The following is a 17,589-nucleotide window of genomic DNA, read 5'->3' on the forward strand; positions in this document are numbered from 1 at the left end:
CTTTCTATTCTGCTACCTTCGCTATTCTTCCTTGCTCAAGATAGACGAGCAAAATGGATACATCTGCAGGGTTCACTCCGGAAATGCGTGAAGCTTGGGCAACAGAAAGCGGTCTAACCTCTTTCAGCTTCTGTCTGGCCTCTGTGGCAATCCCGCGGATGGCGTCATAATCCAATCGATCCGGTATCTTTTTGTTTTCCATTTTCTTCAGCTTCTCAACCTGCTGCAGTGATTTTTCGATATAGCCTTCATATTTGATTTGAATTTCTACCTGCTCTTTTACATCTTCTCTAAGGTTTTGATCCCCCGGAGCAAGCTTCGTGACTGTTTCGTAAGTCATTTCCGGACGTTTCAATAAGTCTGATGCCCGAATTCCATCCTTTAGCTCGCTTCCTCCGAGTGAGCGGATGTATTCTTGATTTTCAGCAGATGGTTTAATGATTGTTGATAGCAGCCGCTTTTTCTCTTCTTCGATCGCGGCTTTTTTCTCTAAAAATTTATTATATCTTTCATCAGAAATTAAGCCAATCCGATGACCGATTTCCGTTAGGCGCAAATCAGCATTGTCATGACGCAATAGCAATCGATATTCTGCACGTGAGGTTAGCAGCCGGTATGGCTCATTCGTCCCCTTTGTCACAAGATCATCGATTAATACGCCGATATAAGCTTCAGAACGACTTAGAATCACTTCATCCTTGCCGAGCGCTTTTCTGGCCGCATTGATACCGGCCATAATTCCTTGTCCAGCTGCTTCCTCATACCCTGATGTTCCGTTGATTTGACCGGCAGTAAAGAGATAAGGGATTTTTTTCGTTTCCAGCGTCGGCCAAAGCTGAGTCGGTACAATTGCATCGTATTCAATCGCATAGCCGGCGCGCATTAGCTGTGCTTTTTCAAGACCCGGAATAGTGGAAAGCATTTTTTGTTGAACGTCTTCAGGAAGGCTGGTTGACAATCCTTGAACATATACTTCCTTCGTATTTCTTCCTTCCGGCTCAAGGAATATTTGGTGCCTTGGCTTATCGTTGAATCGTACCACCTTATCTTCAATCGAAGGGCAGTATCTTGGCCCTGTTCCTTTAATCATTCCTGAATACATCGGTGAACGATGCAAATTGTCATCAATGATTTCATGAGTTTCCGGACTAGTATATGTGAGCCAGCATGGAAGCTGGTCCGTAATATACTCGACAGTTTCATATGAAAAAGCGCGTGGAACGTCATCCCCCGGCTGTATTTCTGTTTTGCTGTAATCAATGCTGTGGCTGTTTACCCTTGGTGGGGTCCCTGTTTTAAAACGAACTAGGTCAAATCCAAGCTCCTCCAAATGTTCAGACAGCTTAATAGAAGGCTGCTGGTTATTCGGACCGCTTGAATAAGAAAGATCGCCAAGAATGATTTTCCCTCTTAGGAAGGTTCCAGTCGTAAGAACAACAGAGGCTGAGCGATAGATTGCTCCGGTTTGCGTAATAACACCGCGGCATTCTCCGTCTTCAATGAGCAGACGATCAACCATTCCTTGAAGGAGGGTTAGATTAGGCTCATTTTCCATTGTTGCTTTCATTTCATGCTGATATTGAAATTTATCAGCTTGTGCTCGAAGTGCGCGCACAGCTGGTCCTTTACCTGTATTTAAAAGACGCATTTGGATGTGCGTTTTATCAATATTTTTTGCCATTTCTCCGCCTAATGCATCGATTTCACGGACGACAATCCCTTTAGCGGGACCGCCGACGGAAGGGTTGCAAGGCATAAATGCAATCATATCCAAATTAATCGTCAAAACAAGGGTTTTTGCCCCTTGCCTTGCTGAAGCGAGGGCTGCTTCAACGCCGGCATGTCCGGCGCCCACGACAATGACGTCAAAATTGCCTGCTTCATAGGACATACGAATTCCTCCTTTTTTTATTTTCCTAAACAAAACTGTGAAAACAGTTGGTCAATTAAGCTTTCGTGCACGGTGTCGCCAATGATTTCCCCCAGCAGCTCCCAGCACCTGGTTAAATCGATTTGAACGATATCAATCGGTACATCCTGGTCAATTCCATTTAATGCATCGTTGATCGCCGATTTTGCTTCCTGAAGAACCGAAATGTGCCTGGAGTTGCTGACATACGTTAAGTCCTTTGCTTCAATCCCTCCAGAAAAAAATAACGACTGAATCGCGGATTCCAATTCATCGATTCCTTTTTCCTTCAATAATGAGGTGGTAACGACAGGGCGGTTTTCAGCCAGATCTCGGACACGGTCCATATCCAGCACCTGCGAAAGATCCGTTTTGTTGACGATCACAATCCTGTCCATTCCTTTAGTCGCTTCAAACAGCTTGATATCTTCATCAGATAATGGCTCGTTGTAATTTAAGACAAGCATAATCAAATCCGCTTCCTTCAGCACCTGTCTTGACCGTTCAACGCCGATTCGTTCGACAATGTCTTCAGTCTCACGAATTCCGGCGGTATCAACAAGACGAAGAGGCACACCCCGGACATTGACATACTCTTCAATCACATCTCTCGTCGTACCGGGTACATCTGTAACTATCGCTTTCGTTTCATGGACAAGGCTGTTCAAAAGAGATGACTTTCCGACATTCGGTCTCCCGATGATCACTGTAGAAAGACCTTCTCGAAGAATTTTTCCTTGTGACGAGGTTTGAAGGAGGCCTTCAATTTCATTGCGGACAAAGGCTGCTTTCTCTACTAAAATTCGATGAGTCATTTCCTCCACATCGTCATATTCCGGATAATCAATATTTACTTCAATATGGGCAAGAGTTTCTAAAAGCTGCTGCCTCAACTGTGTAATGAGCTTGGAGAGCTTCCCCTCCATTTGCCCCATTGCCACGTTCATGGCGCGGTCTGTTTTCGCGCGAATTAAATCCATGACGGCTTCCGCTTGAGACAGATCGATCCGCCCGTTTAAAAATGCACGCTTCGTAAATTCCCCTGGTTCCGCCAGCCTTGCTCCGTTTTTAAGAGCTTGCTGAAGAACTTTATTGACAGTCACAATTCCGCCGTGACAATTGATTTCAACGACATCTTCCCGTGTAAAAGTTCTCGGGGCTTTTAATACTGAAACCATGACTTCCTCAATCGTTTCATTCGTTTCCGTGTCGACAATATGTCCGTAATGAATGGTATGGGAATCCACGGAGCTAAGTTTTTTTTCTCCGGGTCCTTTGTAAATATAGTCTGCGATCGGTAATGCTTCCGGTCCGCTTAGCCTTACTATAGCAATTGCACCTTCACCCATCGGTGTCGATATGGCAGCAATCGTATCCGCTTCAGCCACTTTCATTCACCTCTTTTTTGTCATTCTATCTATATAAAAAAAATTGATTTTTTGGTCAATCAACACTTAAAGATACCATAAATGTGTTTCTGTTTCAAATTATCCACAGGAGGGAACCTTTTAAAAATCTGCACTTCTACCACTTTAACTTATCCACATGTGAATAACAATATTTTTTACGCTCCATTTCTTTTATCAACAGCTTACACCTAAAAAGCGAAAATTTAAACGGATCTGATTCAATCATACCGGGAAAAATTATAATTACTCTCAGTGAAATGCTTTTTTCTCTATAAAAAAAAAGGAGCTTTTGCATTTGCAAAGCTCCGGTATCTCTCATACTATTTAATTGTTCGAACCGCTCTTCCCTTTATATGAAATAACGACATGGCGATTTCGCCCTTCACCCTCGGAATATGTTTCGATATTCCTCTGGTCATTAGAAAGTGCTTTATGAATGATTTTTCTTTCTGCTGACGGCATCGGTTCAAACTGAATGGATTTTTTCTGCTTCATCGCTTGATCCGACATTCGATGGGCCAATTGAATAAGCGTATTTTTTCTTTTTTCCCGGTATCCTTCGGCATCCACGGTCACTTGCAAGTATTTTTCGGATACGCGATTGATTGCCATCTGGACCAAGGTTTCCAAAGCATTGAGAGTCTGTCCTCTTTTTCCTATCAAAAGCGCCGTTTGATTGCCTTTGATCTCATAGCTCACTACATTTTCTTTTTCAAAAGCAGTGATCTCGGCTTCTATTTCTAAATGATTCACGATTTGTTCCAAATAATTTTTACCTGCGAGGATTGGAGAAGGTTTTTCGATGACTTTTACGACGGCAGGTTTATGGCCGAAGAGTCCAAAAATCCCTTTTTTCCCTTCATCAATCACTTCATATTCGATATCATTTATTTTTACGTCTAATTTTTTTAATGCGGAATCTACTGCTTCAGCGACGGTACGTCCAGTAGCAGTCAGCTCCTTCATTTTTTTGCGTTTCCTTTTGATTTTTGCGGTGTGGTGTCTGTCTTAACTTCAGGCGTTTTAATTAAAAACGTCTGACCGATCATAAACAAGTTCCCTACGACCCAATAAAGTGAAAGTGCAGCCGGGAAATTGATCGCAAAAACAACAATCATAATCGGCATCAGCCATAACATCATCGCCATTTGCGGATTTTGTGATGTTGCAGGATTTCCTGCCATCATCAGCTTTTGCTGAGTAAACGTTGTAATCCCCGCTACGATAGGAAGTATAAAGAACGGATCTCTGTCTCCCAAATCAAACCATAGGAAGTTATGGTTACTAATTTCATGGGTTCTCATAATCGCTTGATAAAAACCAAGCAAAATAGGCATTTGAATTAAAATAGGAAAGCAGCCTGCAAGCGGGTTGACCCCATTCTTTTGAAAAAGAGACATTGTCTCCTGCTGCAGCTTTTGCTGTGTTTTCTGGTCCTTCGAGCTATATTTTTCTCTAAGCTTCAAAATTTCCGGCTGCAAAGCCTGCATAGCCTTTGAACTTCTGAGCTGCTTAAGCATTAACGGCAATATAAGCAAACGGATTAATATCGTAACAACAACGATAGAGAGTCCGTAGTTATTTCCCATTAATTCTGCAAAAAAGATAATAACTTGTGATAAAGGATAAACAATATATTGGTCCCAAAATCCTGTACTTTCAGATGTAATCGGCTCATTCAGTTGAGTACAACCGGCAAGCAGTATCAATGCCCCAACTAAAACTAGCAATAACAAATTTCGCCTTTTCAACAACTTTTCCTCCTACCTGATCAATGTGGATCCATTAAAGTCTGTTTCTAACCTGTATTCTATCATCATTTGTGCCCAATTGCTCTTCATTGTATAAGATAAATCCACGAGGAAGCGCTTTACTTCAAAAAGATGAAAGTTTTCAATTTTTATCGCCACGTCCTCTATCAGATTGATAAACAAATGATTTTCTGAAAAGATGTTGAAGACTTTTTTTGATTTCTTCATAAGACATGTCGCACACAGGCTTTCTAGCAATGATGACATAATCGTTTTTGCATTTCAATTTGTCCTTTTCCTCAAGAATGACCTGGCGGATCAGCCGTTTTATCCGGTTTCTAGTAACTGCATTGCCAATTTTTTTACTGACGGACAGTCCTACTCGAAACTCGTCCAGCTTCGGCTGGTTAAGAATATATATCACAAACTGGCGGTTTGCCATCGACTTTCCTCGTTGAAATACAGTTTGAAACTCTTCATTTTTTTTCAATCGGTTTTTTTTCTTCATGACGTTCTTCACTCCGATATCAAGCTTTTCAGAGAAAATGACGGATGAAGAGCAGCCAGCTGCATTTATCCAGTATTCCTCTATGTAAAAAAGACCACTGATTAGGATTCAGTGGCCTAGGCTGATAACACTTTTCTACCTTTACGGCGGCGGCGTGCTAATACTTGACGTCCATTTTTGGAACTCATACGGCTGCGGAAGCCATGAACTTTGCTGCGTTTACGGTTATTTGGTTGAAACGTTCTTTTCATCTTACGACACCTCCCTCGAGGATTGACTGAGTATATTCTGCTTAAGACAGTCTTATATATTATATGGTTGGCACCACTTTACTGTCAACTTCCCCAATTTGTAACCCATATAGAATATCACATCGGGTGACAATAAGAAACCCCTTTTTTTCTCCATGTCGAAAGATCATTTATCTCTATTATCCACTGTGGATATCTTTCCGGACGCATTTCGACGTTTTTTTGTGTTTTAAACAAGATTTTCACATTCTTAACTAGTGTGGACAAAAAAAGATCAACAGGATGTTTGGTGTGTGGATAAGTTGAGATCACCCATTGCAACTCAAGCTTTATTTTGATATTATATTTGTGTTTTCACTCTTAACAACTGGATGCAGTTTTGACTTTATCCACAGAGTGTGAATAATTTGTGGAAAGTTTTTTAACAAGGTGAGGACTAGCTTTTCCACAAAGGTGTGAATAAGTTTAAAAGACATTTTTCTACTATATTATACTCTTTTCAACATTTGATGTGCATAACTCAATTATTATACAATGCTCATTCTTCCCACTAAACCCTGGTTTTACGTACAGTTCATCCCTTGAAATTTTTCTTTACATAGACAAGGGGGGCTTTCTGACGTAAATAGGGTTAAATGTTGTTATTTTTTAGTGTTATATAACAGTAGCTGCTTGGTTATTTTGAAAAAAGGAGGGACGCTTTAATACATGGAAAATATATCAGAATTATGGAATAAGGCTCTTGAAAAAATAGAGGGGAAATTAAGCAAACCGAGCTTTGAAACATGGATGAAATCAACAAAAGCCCATTCTCTTCAAGGAGACACAATGACCATAACTGCTCCAAACGAATTTGCGAGAGATTGGCTGAATTCAAGATACTTAGGTTTAGTAGCCGAGACGATTTTTGATTTAACAGGCGAGGAGCTGGCCATTAAGTTTGTGATTCCGCAAAATCAGGAAGAACAAAACATCGCACCAAAAGCTCCGATAAAGAATATGCCCAAGGACGACGAGCAATCTGAATTTCCGCAAAACATGCTGAATACGAAATATACCTTTGATACATTTGTTATCGGATCAGGAAACCGCTTTGCCCATGCTGCTTCTTTGGCAGTGGCCGAGGCACCTGCTAAAGCCTACAATCCGTTGTTTATCTATGGGGGAGTAGGGCTTGGCAAAACGCACTTGATGCATGCCATTGGCCATTATGTATTGGACCATAATCCTTCTGCAAAAGTTGTTTACTTATCTTCAGAAAAATTCACGAATGAGTTTATTAATTCCATCAGAGATAATAAAGCCGTAGATTTCCGTAATCGATATCGAAATGTAGACGTGCTGCTGATTGATGATATTCAATTTTTGGCAGGGAAAGAACAAACACAAGAGGAATTTTTTCATACGTTTAATGCATTGCATGATGAAAGCAAACAAATAGTCATTTCCAGCGACCGTCCGCCAAAGGAAATACCGACTCTTGAAGACAGACTCAGATCCCGCTTTGAATGGGGTTTGATCACAGATATTACACCGCCGGATTTGGAAACAAGGATCGCTATTTTGCGGAAAAAAGCAAAGGCGGAAGGGCTTGATATTCCAAATGAAGTGATGTTGTATATCGCCAATCAAATCGACAGCAATATCAGAGAGCTGGAAGGCGCACTCATCAGGGTCGTCGCATATTCGTCTTTAATCAATAAAGATATTAATGCGGATCTTGCCGCAGAAGCATTAAAGGATATTATTCCTTCCTCTAAGCCTAAAGTGATTACAATTAAAGACATACAGCGGATTGTCGGCCAGCAGTTTAATATAAAATTTGAAGATTTCAAAGCAAAAAAACGGACAAAGTCTGTCGCATTCCCTAGACAAATTGCTATGTATCTATCAAGAGAAATGACAGACTCGTCTCTACCGAAAATCGGGGAAGAATTTGGGGGACGCGATCACACGACCGTCATTCATGCCCATGAAAAAATTTCAAAGCTATTAAGCAATGATGAATTGCTGCAGCAACAAGTAAAAGAGATTAGAGAACAATTAAGATAAGTTGGGAAAAGTGTGAATAAAAAACGCATGGTCATACACAGTCTATCCACATGTGGATAGACTGTGTTTCCTTTCCCTCTGCGTACTTATCCACAAATCCACATGCCCTACTATTACTTCTACTATTTTTTTAATATAAATATATATATATCATCAAGGAGGAGAATCATGAAATTCACGATTCAAAAAGATCGGCTGGTAGAAAGCGTACAAAGTGTATTAAAGGCTGTCTCATCTCGGACAACCATTCCTATCTTAACCGGGATAAAAATTGAAGCTTCTACTGAGGGTATATCATTGACTGGAAGTGATTCAGATATTTCGATTGAATCCTTTATTCCATGCATTGAGGAAGAAAACGAGAACGTTACGATTCATCAAGCTGGAAGCATAGTCTTACAAGCACGCTTTTTCAGTGAAATCGTAAGAAAATTACCGATGTCTATCGTAGAAATTGAAGTTCAAAATCAGCATGAAACGATTATCCGGTCAGGGAAAGCTGAATTCAGCCTTAATGGACTGGATGCATCGGAATATCCACTGCTGCCTCAACTAGAAGAGCATCACGGCTTTCAAATTCCGACTGATCTACTGAAAAATATGATAAGGCAAACGGTATTCGCTGTGTCCACCTCAGAAACACGCCCTATCTTGACAGGTGTAAACTGGAAGATCGGGAATAATGAATTGTTTTGCACGGCAACAGATAGCCACCGCTTGGCTTATAGAAAAGCTGCTCTTGAGCTGAGGGATGAAGAATCCTATAACGTCGTGATCCCTGGGAAAAGCCTGACCGAATTGAGCAAAATATTGGATGACAGCAGGGAGCTGGTAGATATCGTTGTTACGGATACTCAAGTGTTGTTCAAAACGAAAAATATCCTGTTTTTCTCCAGGCTGCTAGATGGGACTTATCCAGATACATCAAGGCTGATTCCACAGGAAAGCAATACAGATTTTATTGTCAATACGAAGGAGTTTTTACAAGCGATTGATCGTGCTTCATTGCTGGCAAGAGAGGGAAGGAATAACGTAGTAAAACTATCGGCAAATCCTGACAAAATTGTTGAAATTTCATCGAATTCTCCTGAAATCGGAAAAGTAATTGAATCCGTCGTGTCTGAGAGCTTCGACGGTGAAGAGTTAAATATATCATTCAGCCCGAAATACATGCTTGATGCGCTAAAAGTATTAGAGGGCACAGAAATTCATATCAGTTTTTCAGGCCCTATGCGCCCGTTTTTAATTCGCACCCCGAACGATGAATCAATAGTGCAGTTGATTCTTCCTGTTCGAACATACTAATTCAAGGTTGCCGGCAGCTAAAGCTGGCAACTTTTTTTAAAAAGTGTTTTTTCGTTTTTATCTTCCAAAATTCTCATTTTCTTGTTTTCCGTTTTTTTAGTATAATGAATAATTAGTGATATTTGAAAGAGGTCGATAAAATGGCGAATCCAGTATCCATTGATACAAATATGATCACGCTCGGCCAATTCTTAAAATTGGCGGAGGTTATTCAATCTGGCGGGATGGCCAAATGGTTTTTGTCAGAGCATACAATTTTGGTCAATGGCGAACCGGATAACCGAAGAGGACGTAAGCTTTATGTCGGAGATCTGGTAGACATTGAGGGAGTCGGATCATTTCAAGTTGTCAATTAGAGGCGGGTGAAAAAAGGATTGCATATCGAGAGTCTTGCGTTAGCATCTTACCGAAATTACGACCGCGTCTCACTTGAGTTTCAAAATAAAGTGAACGTCATCATAGGAGAAAATGCTCAAGGAAAAACAAATTTAATGGAATCGATCTATGTTCTAGCTATGGCGAAGTCCCATCGCACATCAAATGATAAAGAACTCATCCAATGGGACCAAGAGTATGCTAAAATAGAAGGACGGATCATAAAAAGAAACGGCCCCGTTCCGATTCAGTTAGTTATTTCGAAAAAAGGAAAAAAAGGAAAAGTTAATCATATTGAGCAGCAAAAACTCAGCCGCTATATCGGAGCTTTTAATACGATTATGTTTGCGCCTGAGGATTTAAACTTGGTCAAAGGAAGCCCGCAAGTAAGGAGACGGTTTCTTGATATGGAAATCGGCCAGGTTTCTCCTGTTTATTTGCATGACCTTTCCAGATACCAGAAGATCCTGGTTCAGCGAAACCACATGTTAAAGCTTCTGCAAACAAAAAAAGAATCTGATCAAACGATGCTCGATGTCCTGACAGAGCAGCTGGTTGAAACAGCAGCAAAGGTTGTCGCGAAACGTCTTGAGTTCGTTATTCAGCTGGAAAAATGGGCAAAACCGATTCACCTGGGCATTTCAAGAGGGCTGGAGGAGCTCGCTCTTGACTACAAAACGTCGCTTGATGTATCAGATGCTCCGGATTTGTCGAAAATGATTACAAGATATCAAGAAATTTTTTCCGGTTTGAAAAAGAGAGAGATTGACCGGGGGATAACGCTTTCCGGCCCCCATCGGGATGATCTTCTTTTTTATGTGAATGGACGAGATGTGCAAACGTACGGATCTCAGGGGCAGCAAAGGACAACAGCGCTATCTCTGAAGCTGGCGGAGATTGACCTAATTGAGGAGGAAATTGGCGAATTTCCTATTCTTTTATTGGACGATGTCTTGTCAGAGCTTGATGGTTACAGACAATCACATCTGCTCAATACGATTCAAGGCCGCGTGCAGACTTTTGTAACAACTACCAGTGTTGAAGGAATTGACCATGAAACACTGAAGGAAGCGGCAATCTATCGTGTCGATAATGGAATGCTAACCTAAGAGAAAAGGGGTAGGAACGTGTATATCCATATAGGTGATGACATTGTCGTTCCCATTCGGGATATCGTTGCAATCTTTGATTTCAAAATAAATAATTCTCCAATTGTCGAAGATTTTTTAAACGGGCACGCCGAAACAATAATTTCTACTGCAGGCGGATCGCCCCGGTCATTTGTTGTGACTGAAAAAAATGTGTACCTGTCCCCTTTATCATCAAGAACCTTAAAAAAGCGTGCATCATGCATCCCTCACTTGTAGAGGCGGTCTTTCACGTGTTGGCAGACGAAAGTTCTTTGAAACATATGTTCAAGAAAAGAGTAGGTGAATGATCATGGCAATGGAACAGCAAAACAATAATTATGATGAAAATCAAATACAGGTACTGGAAGGTCTTGAGGCTGTAAGAAAAAGACCTGGGATGTATATTGGTTCTACCAGTGCCAAAGGGCTGCATCATTTAGTTTGGGAAATTGTTGACAACAGTATTGATGAAGCACTTGCTGGATACTGCGATGAAATCAATGTGATCATCGAAAAAGACAATAGCATTACGGTAAAGGATAACGGACGAGGGATACCTGTAGGGATTCAGGAAAAGATGGGGAGACCGGCAGTCGAAGTTATCATGACCGTTCTTCACGCCGGCGGAAAATTTGACGGAAGCGGGTACAAAGTTTCCGGCGGACTGCATGGGGTTGGCGCCTCTGTGGTAAATGCACTTTCAACAGGTCTGGATGTCACCGTCCACAGAGATGGAAACGTTCATTATCAGGAGTATGAAAGAGGAGTACCTAAAGCTGATCTTAAAATTATTGGTGAAACCGATGTGACCGGTACTATCACTCATTTCACTCCTGATCCGGAAATTTTTAAAGAAACAATTGTCTATGATTTTGATACGCTTGCGAATCGTGTTCGTGAGCTGGCGTTTTTGACAAAAGGTGTCCAAATCACAATTGAAGATACGCGCGAAGGACAAGAACAAAAAAAAGAATATTGCTATGAAGGCGGGATTAAAAGCTACGTTGCCCATTTAAACCGAAAAAGAGAAGTCGTGCATGAAGAGCCTGTCTACATTGAGAAGGAAAGAGATAACATTGTTGTCGAAGTGGCTCTGCAATACAATGACAGCTTTGCCAGCAATATTTATTCCTTCGTGAATAATATTAATACGTACGAAGGCGGATCTCATGAATCGGGCTTTAAAACCGGATTAACTAGAGTGATTAACGATTACGCCAGAAAAAATGGCGTTTTCAAAGAGAATGATCCGAATTTGACAGGCGACGATGTTCGGGAAGGCTTAACAGCGATCATCAGTATCAAGCATCCCGATCCTCAATTTGAGGGACAGACAAAAACGAAGCTCGGAAATTCTGAAGTACGAACAATTACCGATAACCTGTTTTCTGAAGCGTTTGAAACCTTCCTGCTTGAAAATCCTGATTCAGCAAGGAAAATTGTTGAAAAAGGTGTTATGGCAGCAAGAGCTCGAATGGCGGCAAAAAAAGCCCGTGAGCTGACCAGACGGAAAAGTGCGCTGGAAATATCGAACTTGCCAGGAAAACTCGCCGATTGTTCTTCAAAGGATCCCTCGATTTCTGAACTGTATATTGTTGAGGGGGATTCTGCTGGGGGATCTGCTAAGCAAGGCCGAGACCGGCATTTTCAAGCCATTCTGCCTCTAAGGGGTAAGATTTTAAACGTGGAAAAAGCAAGGCTTGATAAAATTCTCTCGAATAATGAAGTTCGTTCCATGATTACAGCACTTGGCACGGGTATCGGAGAAGATTTCAATATTGAAAAAGCACGATACCATAAAGTTGTCATCATGACGGATGCTGATGTTGACGGAGCGCATATTCGAACGCTGCTCCTTACGTTCTTTTACAGATACATGCGTCAAGTTCTGGAAAGCGGATATGTCTACATTGCCCAGCCGCCTTTATACAAAATTCAACAGGGCAAGCGCATTGAATATGCATACAATGACAAGCAATTGGAAGTGGTCCTTAGCAACTTGCCCCAAACGCCGAAGCCGGGTCTTCAGCGCTACAAAGGTCTAGGTGAAATGAACGCTACCCAATTATGGGAAACGACGATGGATCCATCAACCAGAACCCTCTTGCAGGTGACGCTGGAAGATGCAATGGATGCAGACGAAACATTTGAAATGTTAATGGGCGACAAGGTAGAACCACGCCGAAATTTCATTGAAGAAAATGCGCAATATGTAAAAAATCTAGATATCTAATATTTTAGGGGGTGATTCAGGGATAAAAGCCTCATGCTGATTTCCTGAGTTGCCTCCTGTTTTATTAAAAACCAGGTGGAATCTATTGATAGAAGCTTAAAAAATCTTGAAATTGTTGATATTCTATCAATTAGAGGTGTATAAGTACGAGATTATTGATATAATGAAGAATAGACGTTTTATGCACGAAAGATAAGAATGAAATGAATGGAATTTACTTCTGCTCCCGTCATTTCACGTAAACCTTTAGGGAGGTTTTTTTTATGAGTGAGCAAAATAACACACCGAAAGTGACCGGAATTAATATTAGCCAAGAAATGCGTACGTCCTTTTTAGATTACGCGATGAGTGTTATCGTTTCACGGGCTCTCCCGGATGTCCGCGACGGACTGAAGCCTGTGCATAGAAGAATATTGTATGCCATGAACGATCTTGGTATGACCAGCGACAAACCATACAAAAAATCTGCACGTATTGTTGGGGAAGTCATCGGAAAATACCATCCCCACGGTGATGTGGCCGTTTATGATTCAATGGTTCGGATGGCACAGGATTTTAACTATCGTTATATGCTGGTGGATGGCCATGGTAACTTTGGATCGGTAGATGGCGATTCTGCTGCAGCGATGCGTTACACCGAAGCGCGGATGTCAAAAATCGCGATGGAAATTTTGCGCGATATTACGAAAGACACGATTGATTATCAGGACAATTACGATGGTGCGGAAAAAGAACCAATTGTCATGCCGTCAAGGTTTCCAAATCTTCTTGTAAACGGTGCGTCAGGAATTGCAGTCGGAATGGCAACAAACATTCCCCCTCACCAGCTTGGAGAAGTCATTGACGGAGTTTTGGCAGTCAGCCATGATCCAGAAATCGGCACACAAGAGCTGATGGAAATCATTCCTGGCCCTGATTTTCCGACAGCCGGACAGATTATCGGCAGAAGCGGTATTCGCAAGGCCTATGAAACCGGCCGGGGATCCATTACACTCCGGGCAAAAACGGAAATTGAAACAACAGCATCCGGAAAACAGATTATTATCGTAAAAGAGCTGCCATATCAGGTAAACAAAGCCAAATTAATCGAAAAGATAGCCGATCTAGTCCGTGACAAAAAAATCGATGGGATCACTGATCTCAGGGATGAATCAGACCGTAACGGAATGAGAATTGTCATTGAATTACGAAGAGATGCAAACGTCCATGTGCTTTTAAATAATTTGTATAAGCAAACGGCTTTGCAAACTTCTTTTGGAATCAATCTTTTGGCGCTTGTTAACGGACAGCCGAAGGTGTTAAGCCTGAAGCAGTGTCTTTTTTATTACTTGGAACATCAAAAGGTTGTCATTAAACGGCGGACAGCGTTTGAGTTAAGAAAAGCCGAGGCAAGGGCCCACATTCTCGAAGGATTGCGAATTGCACTTGATCACCTTGATGAAGTGATTGCACTTATCAGAGGTTCTCAAACAGGGGATATCGCTAAAAATGGCTTGATCGAGCAATTTTCATTAACAGAAAAACAGGCTCAAGCCATCTTGGATATGCGTTTGCAGCGTTTAACTGGACTTGAACGAGAAAAAATTGAAGATGAGTATAAAGGATTAATTGCCTTGATCGCGGAGTTAAAAGAAATCCTCGCCAATGAAGAAAAGGTTCTGGAAATTATCAGAGAAGAGCTCATTGAAATCAAGGAGCGCTTTAATGATGAGCGGCGAACTGAAATTATCACCGCGGGAATTGAAGCGATCGAAGATGAAGATTTAATTACACAAGAGAATATTGTTCTCACGCTTACTCACAATGGCTACATTAAACGTCTCCCTTCTTCAACCTACCGCAGTCAAAAACGCGGAGGAAAAGGAATTCAAGGGATGGGAACAAACGAAGATGATTTTGTTGAACATCTTATTTCTACCTCCACGCACGATACGATACTTTTCTTTTCAAATAAAGGGAAGGTTTATCGAGCGAAAGGATATGAAATCCCTGAATTCGGCAGAACGGCTAAAGGGATTCCGATTATCAATCTGTTAGAAGTTGAAAAAGGAGAATGGATTAATGCCATTATTCCTGTGACTGAGTTTGATGATTCGTCTTATCTTTTCTTTACGACGAAGCAAGGAATTTCAAAACGCACGACGCTTTCCCAGTTTGCCAACATCCGAAATAACGGGTTGATTGCTCTGGGCCTTCGGGAGGATGATGAGCTGATTTCGGTTCGGCTGACAGATGGCAAAAAGGATATCATTATTGGAACAAAAGACGGGCTTCTGATCCGTTTCCATGAAACCGATGTCCGCCAAATGGGCCGAACAGCTGCCGGAGTCAAAGGCATCAGTCTTTCTGAAGATGATTTAGTCGTTGGAATGGAGATTCTAGAAGAAGATTCCCATGTCTTGATCGTAACGGAAAAGGGATATGGAAAACGAACTCCTGCAAAAGATTACAGAGTTCAAAGCCGTGGAGGAAAAGGGCTTAAAACGTGTAAGATAACGGAAAATAACGGTTCTCTCATTACTGTCAAAGCGACAAACGGGGAAGAGGACTTGATGATTATTACAGCCAGCGGAGTGATTATCCGTATGGATATCAATGATATCTCTCAGACCGGCCGTGTAACTCAAGGGGTCAGGTTGATCCGTTTGGGCGAGCAAGAGCATGTTGCTACAGTTGCATTGGTTGAAAAAAATGAAGAACTGGAAGAAGAAACGGCTGAAGAAATTGAAGCGAAAGAAGAATAAAGAAGAAAAGAGCCAGGATGATTCCTGGCTCTTTTTTGTCGGGAATAAAGATACCAAGTAAAGACATTGGGTATTTTTTCTTATATAATATGTATAAATATATAGGTCTTTTTTCTCATTATTCGATTTCATTTCTATGTTGAAAGGAATGTTTGTTTATGTTGAATGACCGCCTTCAGTCGGGAGATACTCTTAATCAAGATATTTTTCTTTATTCGTCCATTCCTTTTTAAAAAAAAAGGAACAGTGTTGGATGAGGAACATATCACGATGCTTCAGCTGTTTTTTCTTATAGATAATGAAAGCGCAGCTCCGGTTGATACGTCTGAAAAAGAGCAAAATCATCAGCCGTCGGACTTTGATAAAGAATTTACGATAACTGTGAAAGCATACGAAAAGGATTTTATGTCTTGGCAAGCAGGGAGTAAGGTTGATGTCTTTTCTGCTCGTAAAGCGATTTTGCCGTTGGTTGATTTGTCGTTATCATCCCCTGAGAAGGTTTTTAAGAAGCTTTTGCAATTGAAAGAGAAGGATTACCTGCACAGATTCCATTTGTATGGCACTACTTGGAGCAATTACGGCAGCAAAAATGCAAATGGATCGGGGAGATATTGTACAAATTGCATTGGCTGGCTATTTATCTGATTGTGGGATATCCCAGCTTTCGCACGGAGATAGGAAGGTTGATGCTCTCTACAAAAAACACCCGGCCCTTAGCTGTAAAATGCTAGAAAACGCTTCGGTGATATCGCAAAAAGCAAAGGTTGCAATCCTTCAGCATCATGAGCTTATAAATGGGAGCGGATATCCTTTATCTATCAAAGGAGATCAAATTCATTTATTTGGTAAAATCCTTTCAGGTTCTCGAGCGGTTATTGATTTTTTTATAGAAAAAAATAAGAGAAATGATTCAAATTGGCTGATGTCTTTTGAGAACTTTACGAGGCAGCATCTGATTTTTTATGATGAAGCTGTAATGAAGCGAATCACTATATTCATAATGAACTCTTTAAAACATTCTACTATTGTTCTTTCTAACGGGAAAATAGGAGAAATCGTTTTTCACGAAAACGACTCTCTCTCACGACCGCTCATCAGTGTTAATGAAGAGATCATTTCTTTAAGCTAGAGAAATGATTTATCGATTGATTACATAAAATAAGGGCAAGTTTTTTTAAATCTAATTTTTTTTATAAAAGTTGTTGACTATTATTTTTACAGATGATATATTTATATGGTCGCTTTAAGAGCGGCGGAAAAAGTTCCTTGAAAACTAAACAAGACAAACGTACCTGTTAATTCTAAATGTTTTAAAAAAATCGCATAGGCGACTATGCGTAGTCAGTCAAACTTTTATTGGAGAGTTTGATCCTGGCTCAGGACGAACGCTGGCGGCGTGCCTAATACATGCAAGTCGAGCGAACCTTTGGAGGCTTGCCTCCGAAAGGTTAGCGGCGGACGGGTGAGTAACACGTGGGTAACCTGCCTGTAAGACTGGGATAACTCCGGGAAACCGGGGCTAATACCGGATGCGTCACGAAACCGCATGGTTTTGTGATCAAAGGTGGCACTTGTGCTACCACTTACAGATGGACCCGCGGCGCATTAGCTAGTTGGTGAGGTAACGGCTCACCAAGGCAACGATGCGTAGCCGACCTGAGAGGGTGATCGGCCACACTGGGACTGAGACACGGCCCAGACTCCTACGGGAGGCAGCAGTAGGGAATCTTCCGCAATGGACGAAAGTCTGACGGAGCAACGCCGCGTGAGTGATGAAGGTTTTCGGATCGTAAAGCTCTGTTGTCAGGGAAGAACACGTGCCGGTTGAATAAGCCGGTACCTTGACGGTACCTGACCAGAAAGCCACGGCTAACTACGTGCCAGCAGCCGCGGTAATACGTAGGTGGCAAGCGTTGTCCGGA

The 17,589-nt window shown here is 41.4% G+C and carries 15 protein-coding genes and 1 rRNA gene (1 of these 16 only partly in view); 10 read left to right on the plus strand and 6 right to left on the minus strand.

What is annotated here, in order from left to right:
• Positions 1–4 precede the first annotated feature (4 nt).
• The 6 genes from mnmG to rpmH form a co-directional block, all read right to left on the minus strand.
• Positions 5–1,891: a tRNA uridine-5-carboxymethylaminomethyl(34) synthesis enzyme MnmG gene (gene mnmG, locus AM592_RS17765; RefSeq protein WP_053605034.1), complete on the minus strand. Its 1,887-nt coding sequence runs from the start codon at positions 1,889–1,891 to the stop codon at positions 5–7.
• A gap of 17 nt (positions 1,892–1,908) precedes the next feature.
• Positions 1,909–3,303: a tRNA uridine-5-carboxymethylaminomethyl(34) synthesis GTPase MnmE gene (gene mnmE, locus AM592_RS17770; RefSeq protein ID WP_053605035.1), complete on the minus strand. Its 1,395-nt coding sequence runs from the start codon at positions 3,301–3,303 to the stop codon at positions 1,909–1,911.
• 339 nt (positions 3,304–3,642) lie between these two features.
• A complete protein-coding gene (gene jag / locus AM592_RS17780; RefSeq protein ID WP_053605037.1) occupies positions 3,643–4,284 on the minus strand; it encodes an RNA-binding cell elongation regulator Jag/EloR in 642 nt (213 codons plus the stop codon).
• Positions 4,281–5,072: a YidC family membrane integrase SpoIIIJ gene (gene spoIIIJ, locus AM592_RS17785; protein WP_225970269.1), complete on the minus strand. Its 792-nt coding sequence runs from the start codon at positions 5,070–5,072 to the stop codon at positions 4,281–4,283. Before spoIIIJ ends, jag begins: the two co-directional genes overlap by 4 nt.
• A 139-nt stretch (positions 5,073–5,211) precedes the next feature.
• A complete protein-coding gene (gene rnpA / locus AM592_RS17790) occupies positions 5,212–5,577 on the minus strand; it encodes a ribonuclease P protein component (RefSeq protein ID WP_053605039.1) in 366 nt (121 codons plus the stop codon).
• A gap of 116 nt (positions 5,578–5,693) precedes the next feature.
• Positions 5,694–5,828 (minus strand): 50S ribosomal protein L34, encoded by a 135-nt coding sequence (rpmH, locus tag AM592_RS17795; RefSeq protein WP_053605040.1) that lies wholly within the window; start codon positions 5,826–5,828, stop codon positions 5,694–5,696.
• Positions 5,829–6,536: 708 nt separating this feature from the next.
• Here rpmH and dnaA point away from each other — a divergent pair.
• The 10 genes from dnaA to AM592_RS17845 form a co-directional block, all read left to right on the plus strand.
• Positions 6,537–7,880: a chromosomal replication initiator protein DnaA gene (dnaA, locus tag AM592_RS17800; protein WP_053605041.1), complete on the plus strand. Its 1,344-nt coding sequence runs from the start codon at positions 6,537–6,539 to the stop codon at positions 7,878–7,880.
• Between the two features lie 168 nt (positions 7,881–8,048).
• On the plus strand, positions 8,049–9,185 hold the full coding sequence (gene dnaN / locus AM592_RS17805; protein ID WP_053605042.1) for a DNA polymerase III subunit beta: 1,137 nt from the start codon (positions 8,049–8,051) through the stop codon (positions 9,183–9,185).
• A 140-nt stretch (positions 9,186–9,325) separates the two neighbouring features.
• Positions 9,326–9,541 (plus strand): S4 domain-containing protein YaaA, encoded by a 216-nt coding sequence (yaaA, locus tag AM592_RS17810; protein WP_053605043.1) that lies wholly within the window; start codon positions 9,326–9,328, stop codon positions 9,539–9,541.
• Between the two features lie 18 nt (positions 9,542–9,559).
• Positions 9,560–10,669: a DNA replication/repair protein RecF gene (recF, locus tag AM592_RS17815; protein ID WP_053606166.1), complete on the plus strand. Its 1,110-nt coding sequence runs from the start codon at positions 9,560–9,562 to the stop codon at positions 10,667–10,669.
• Positions 10,670–10,687: 18 nt separating this feature from the next.
• Entirely contained in the window at positions 10,688–10,927 is a 240-nt protein-coding gene (gene remB / locus AM592_RS17820; RefSeq protein WP_053605044.1) for an extracellular matrix regulator RemB, read from the plus strand.
• Positions 10,928–11,006: 79 nt separating this feature from the next.
• Positions 11,007–12,923 (plus strand): DNA topoisomerase (ATP-hydrolyzing) subunit B, encoded by a 1,917-nt coding sequence (gyrB, locus tag AM592_RS17825; RefSeq protein ID WP_053606167.1) that lies wholly within the window; start codon positions 11,007–11,009, stop codon positions 12,921–12,923.
• 263 nt (positions 12,924–13,186) lie between these two features.
• Complete coding sequence (gyrA, locus tag AM592_RS17830) at positions 13,187–15,667, plus strand: DNA gyrase subunit A (RefSeq protein WP_053605045.1); 2,481 nt, start codon at positions 13,187–13,189, stop codon at positions 15,665–15,667.
• Positions 15,668–15,916: 249 nt separating this feature from the next.
• Entirely contained in the window at positions 15,917–16,312 is a 396-nt protein-coding gene (locus AM592_RS17835) for a hypothetical protein (protein ID WP_053605046.1), read from the plus strand.
• Positions 16,224–16,796: an HD-GYP domain-containing protein gene (locus AM592_RS17840; protein WP_082364172.1), complete on the plus strand. Its 573-nt coding sequence runs from the start codon at positions 16,224–16,226 to the stop codon at positions 16,794–16,796. The genes AM592_RS17835 and AM592_RS17840 overlap by 89 nt, the downstream gene beginning before the upstream one ends.
• 224 nt (positions 16,797–17,020) lie before the next feature.
• Positions 17,021–17,589, plus strand: a 16S ribosomal RNA gene (locus AM592_RS17845) (it continues 983 nt past the right edge of the window).

Source organism: Bacillus gobiensis, from assembly GCF_001278705.1.
In the GTDB taxonomy this organism is placed as follows: domain Bacteria; phylum Bacillota; class Bacilli; order Bacillales; family Bacillaceae; genus Bacillus; species Bacillus gobiensis.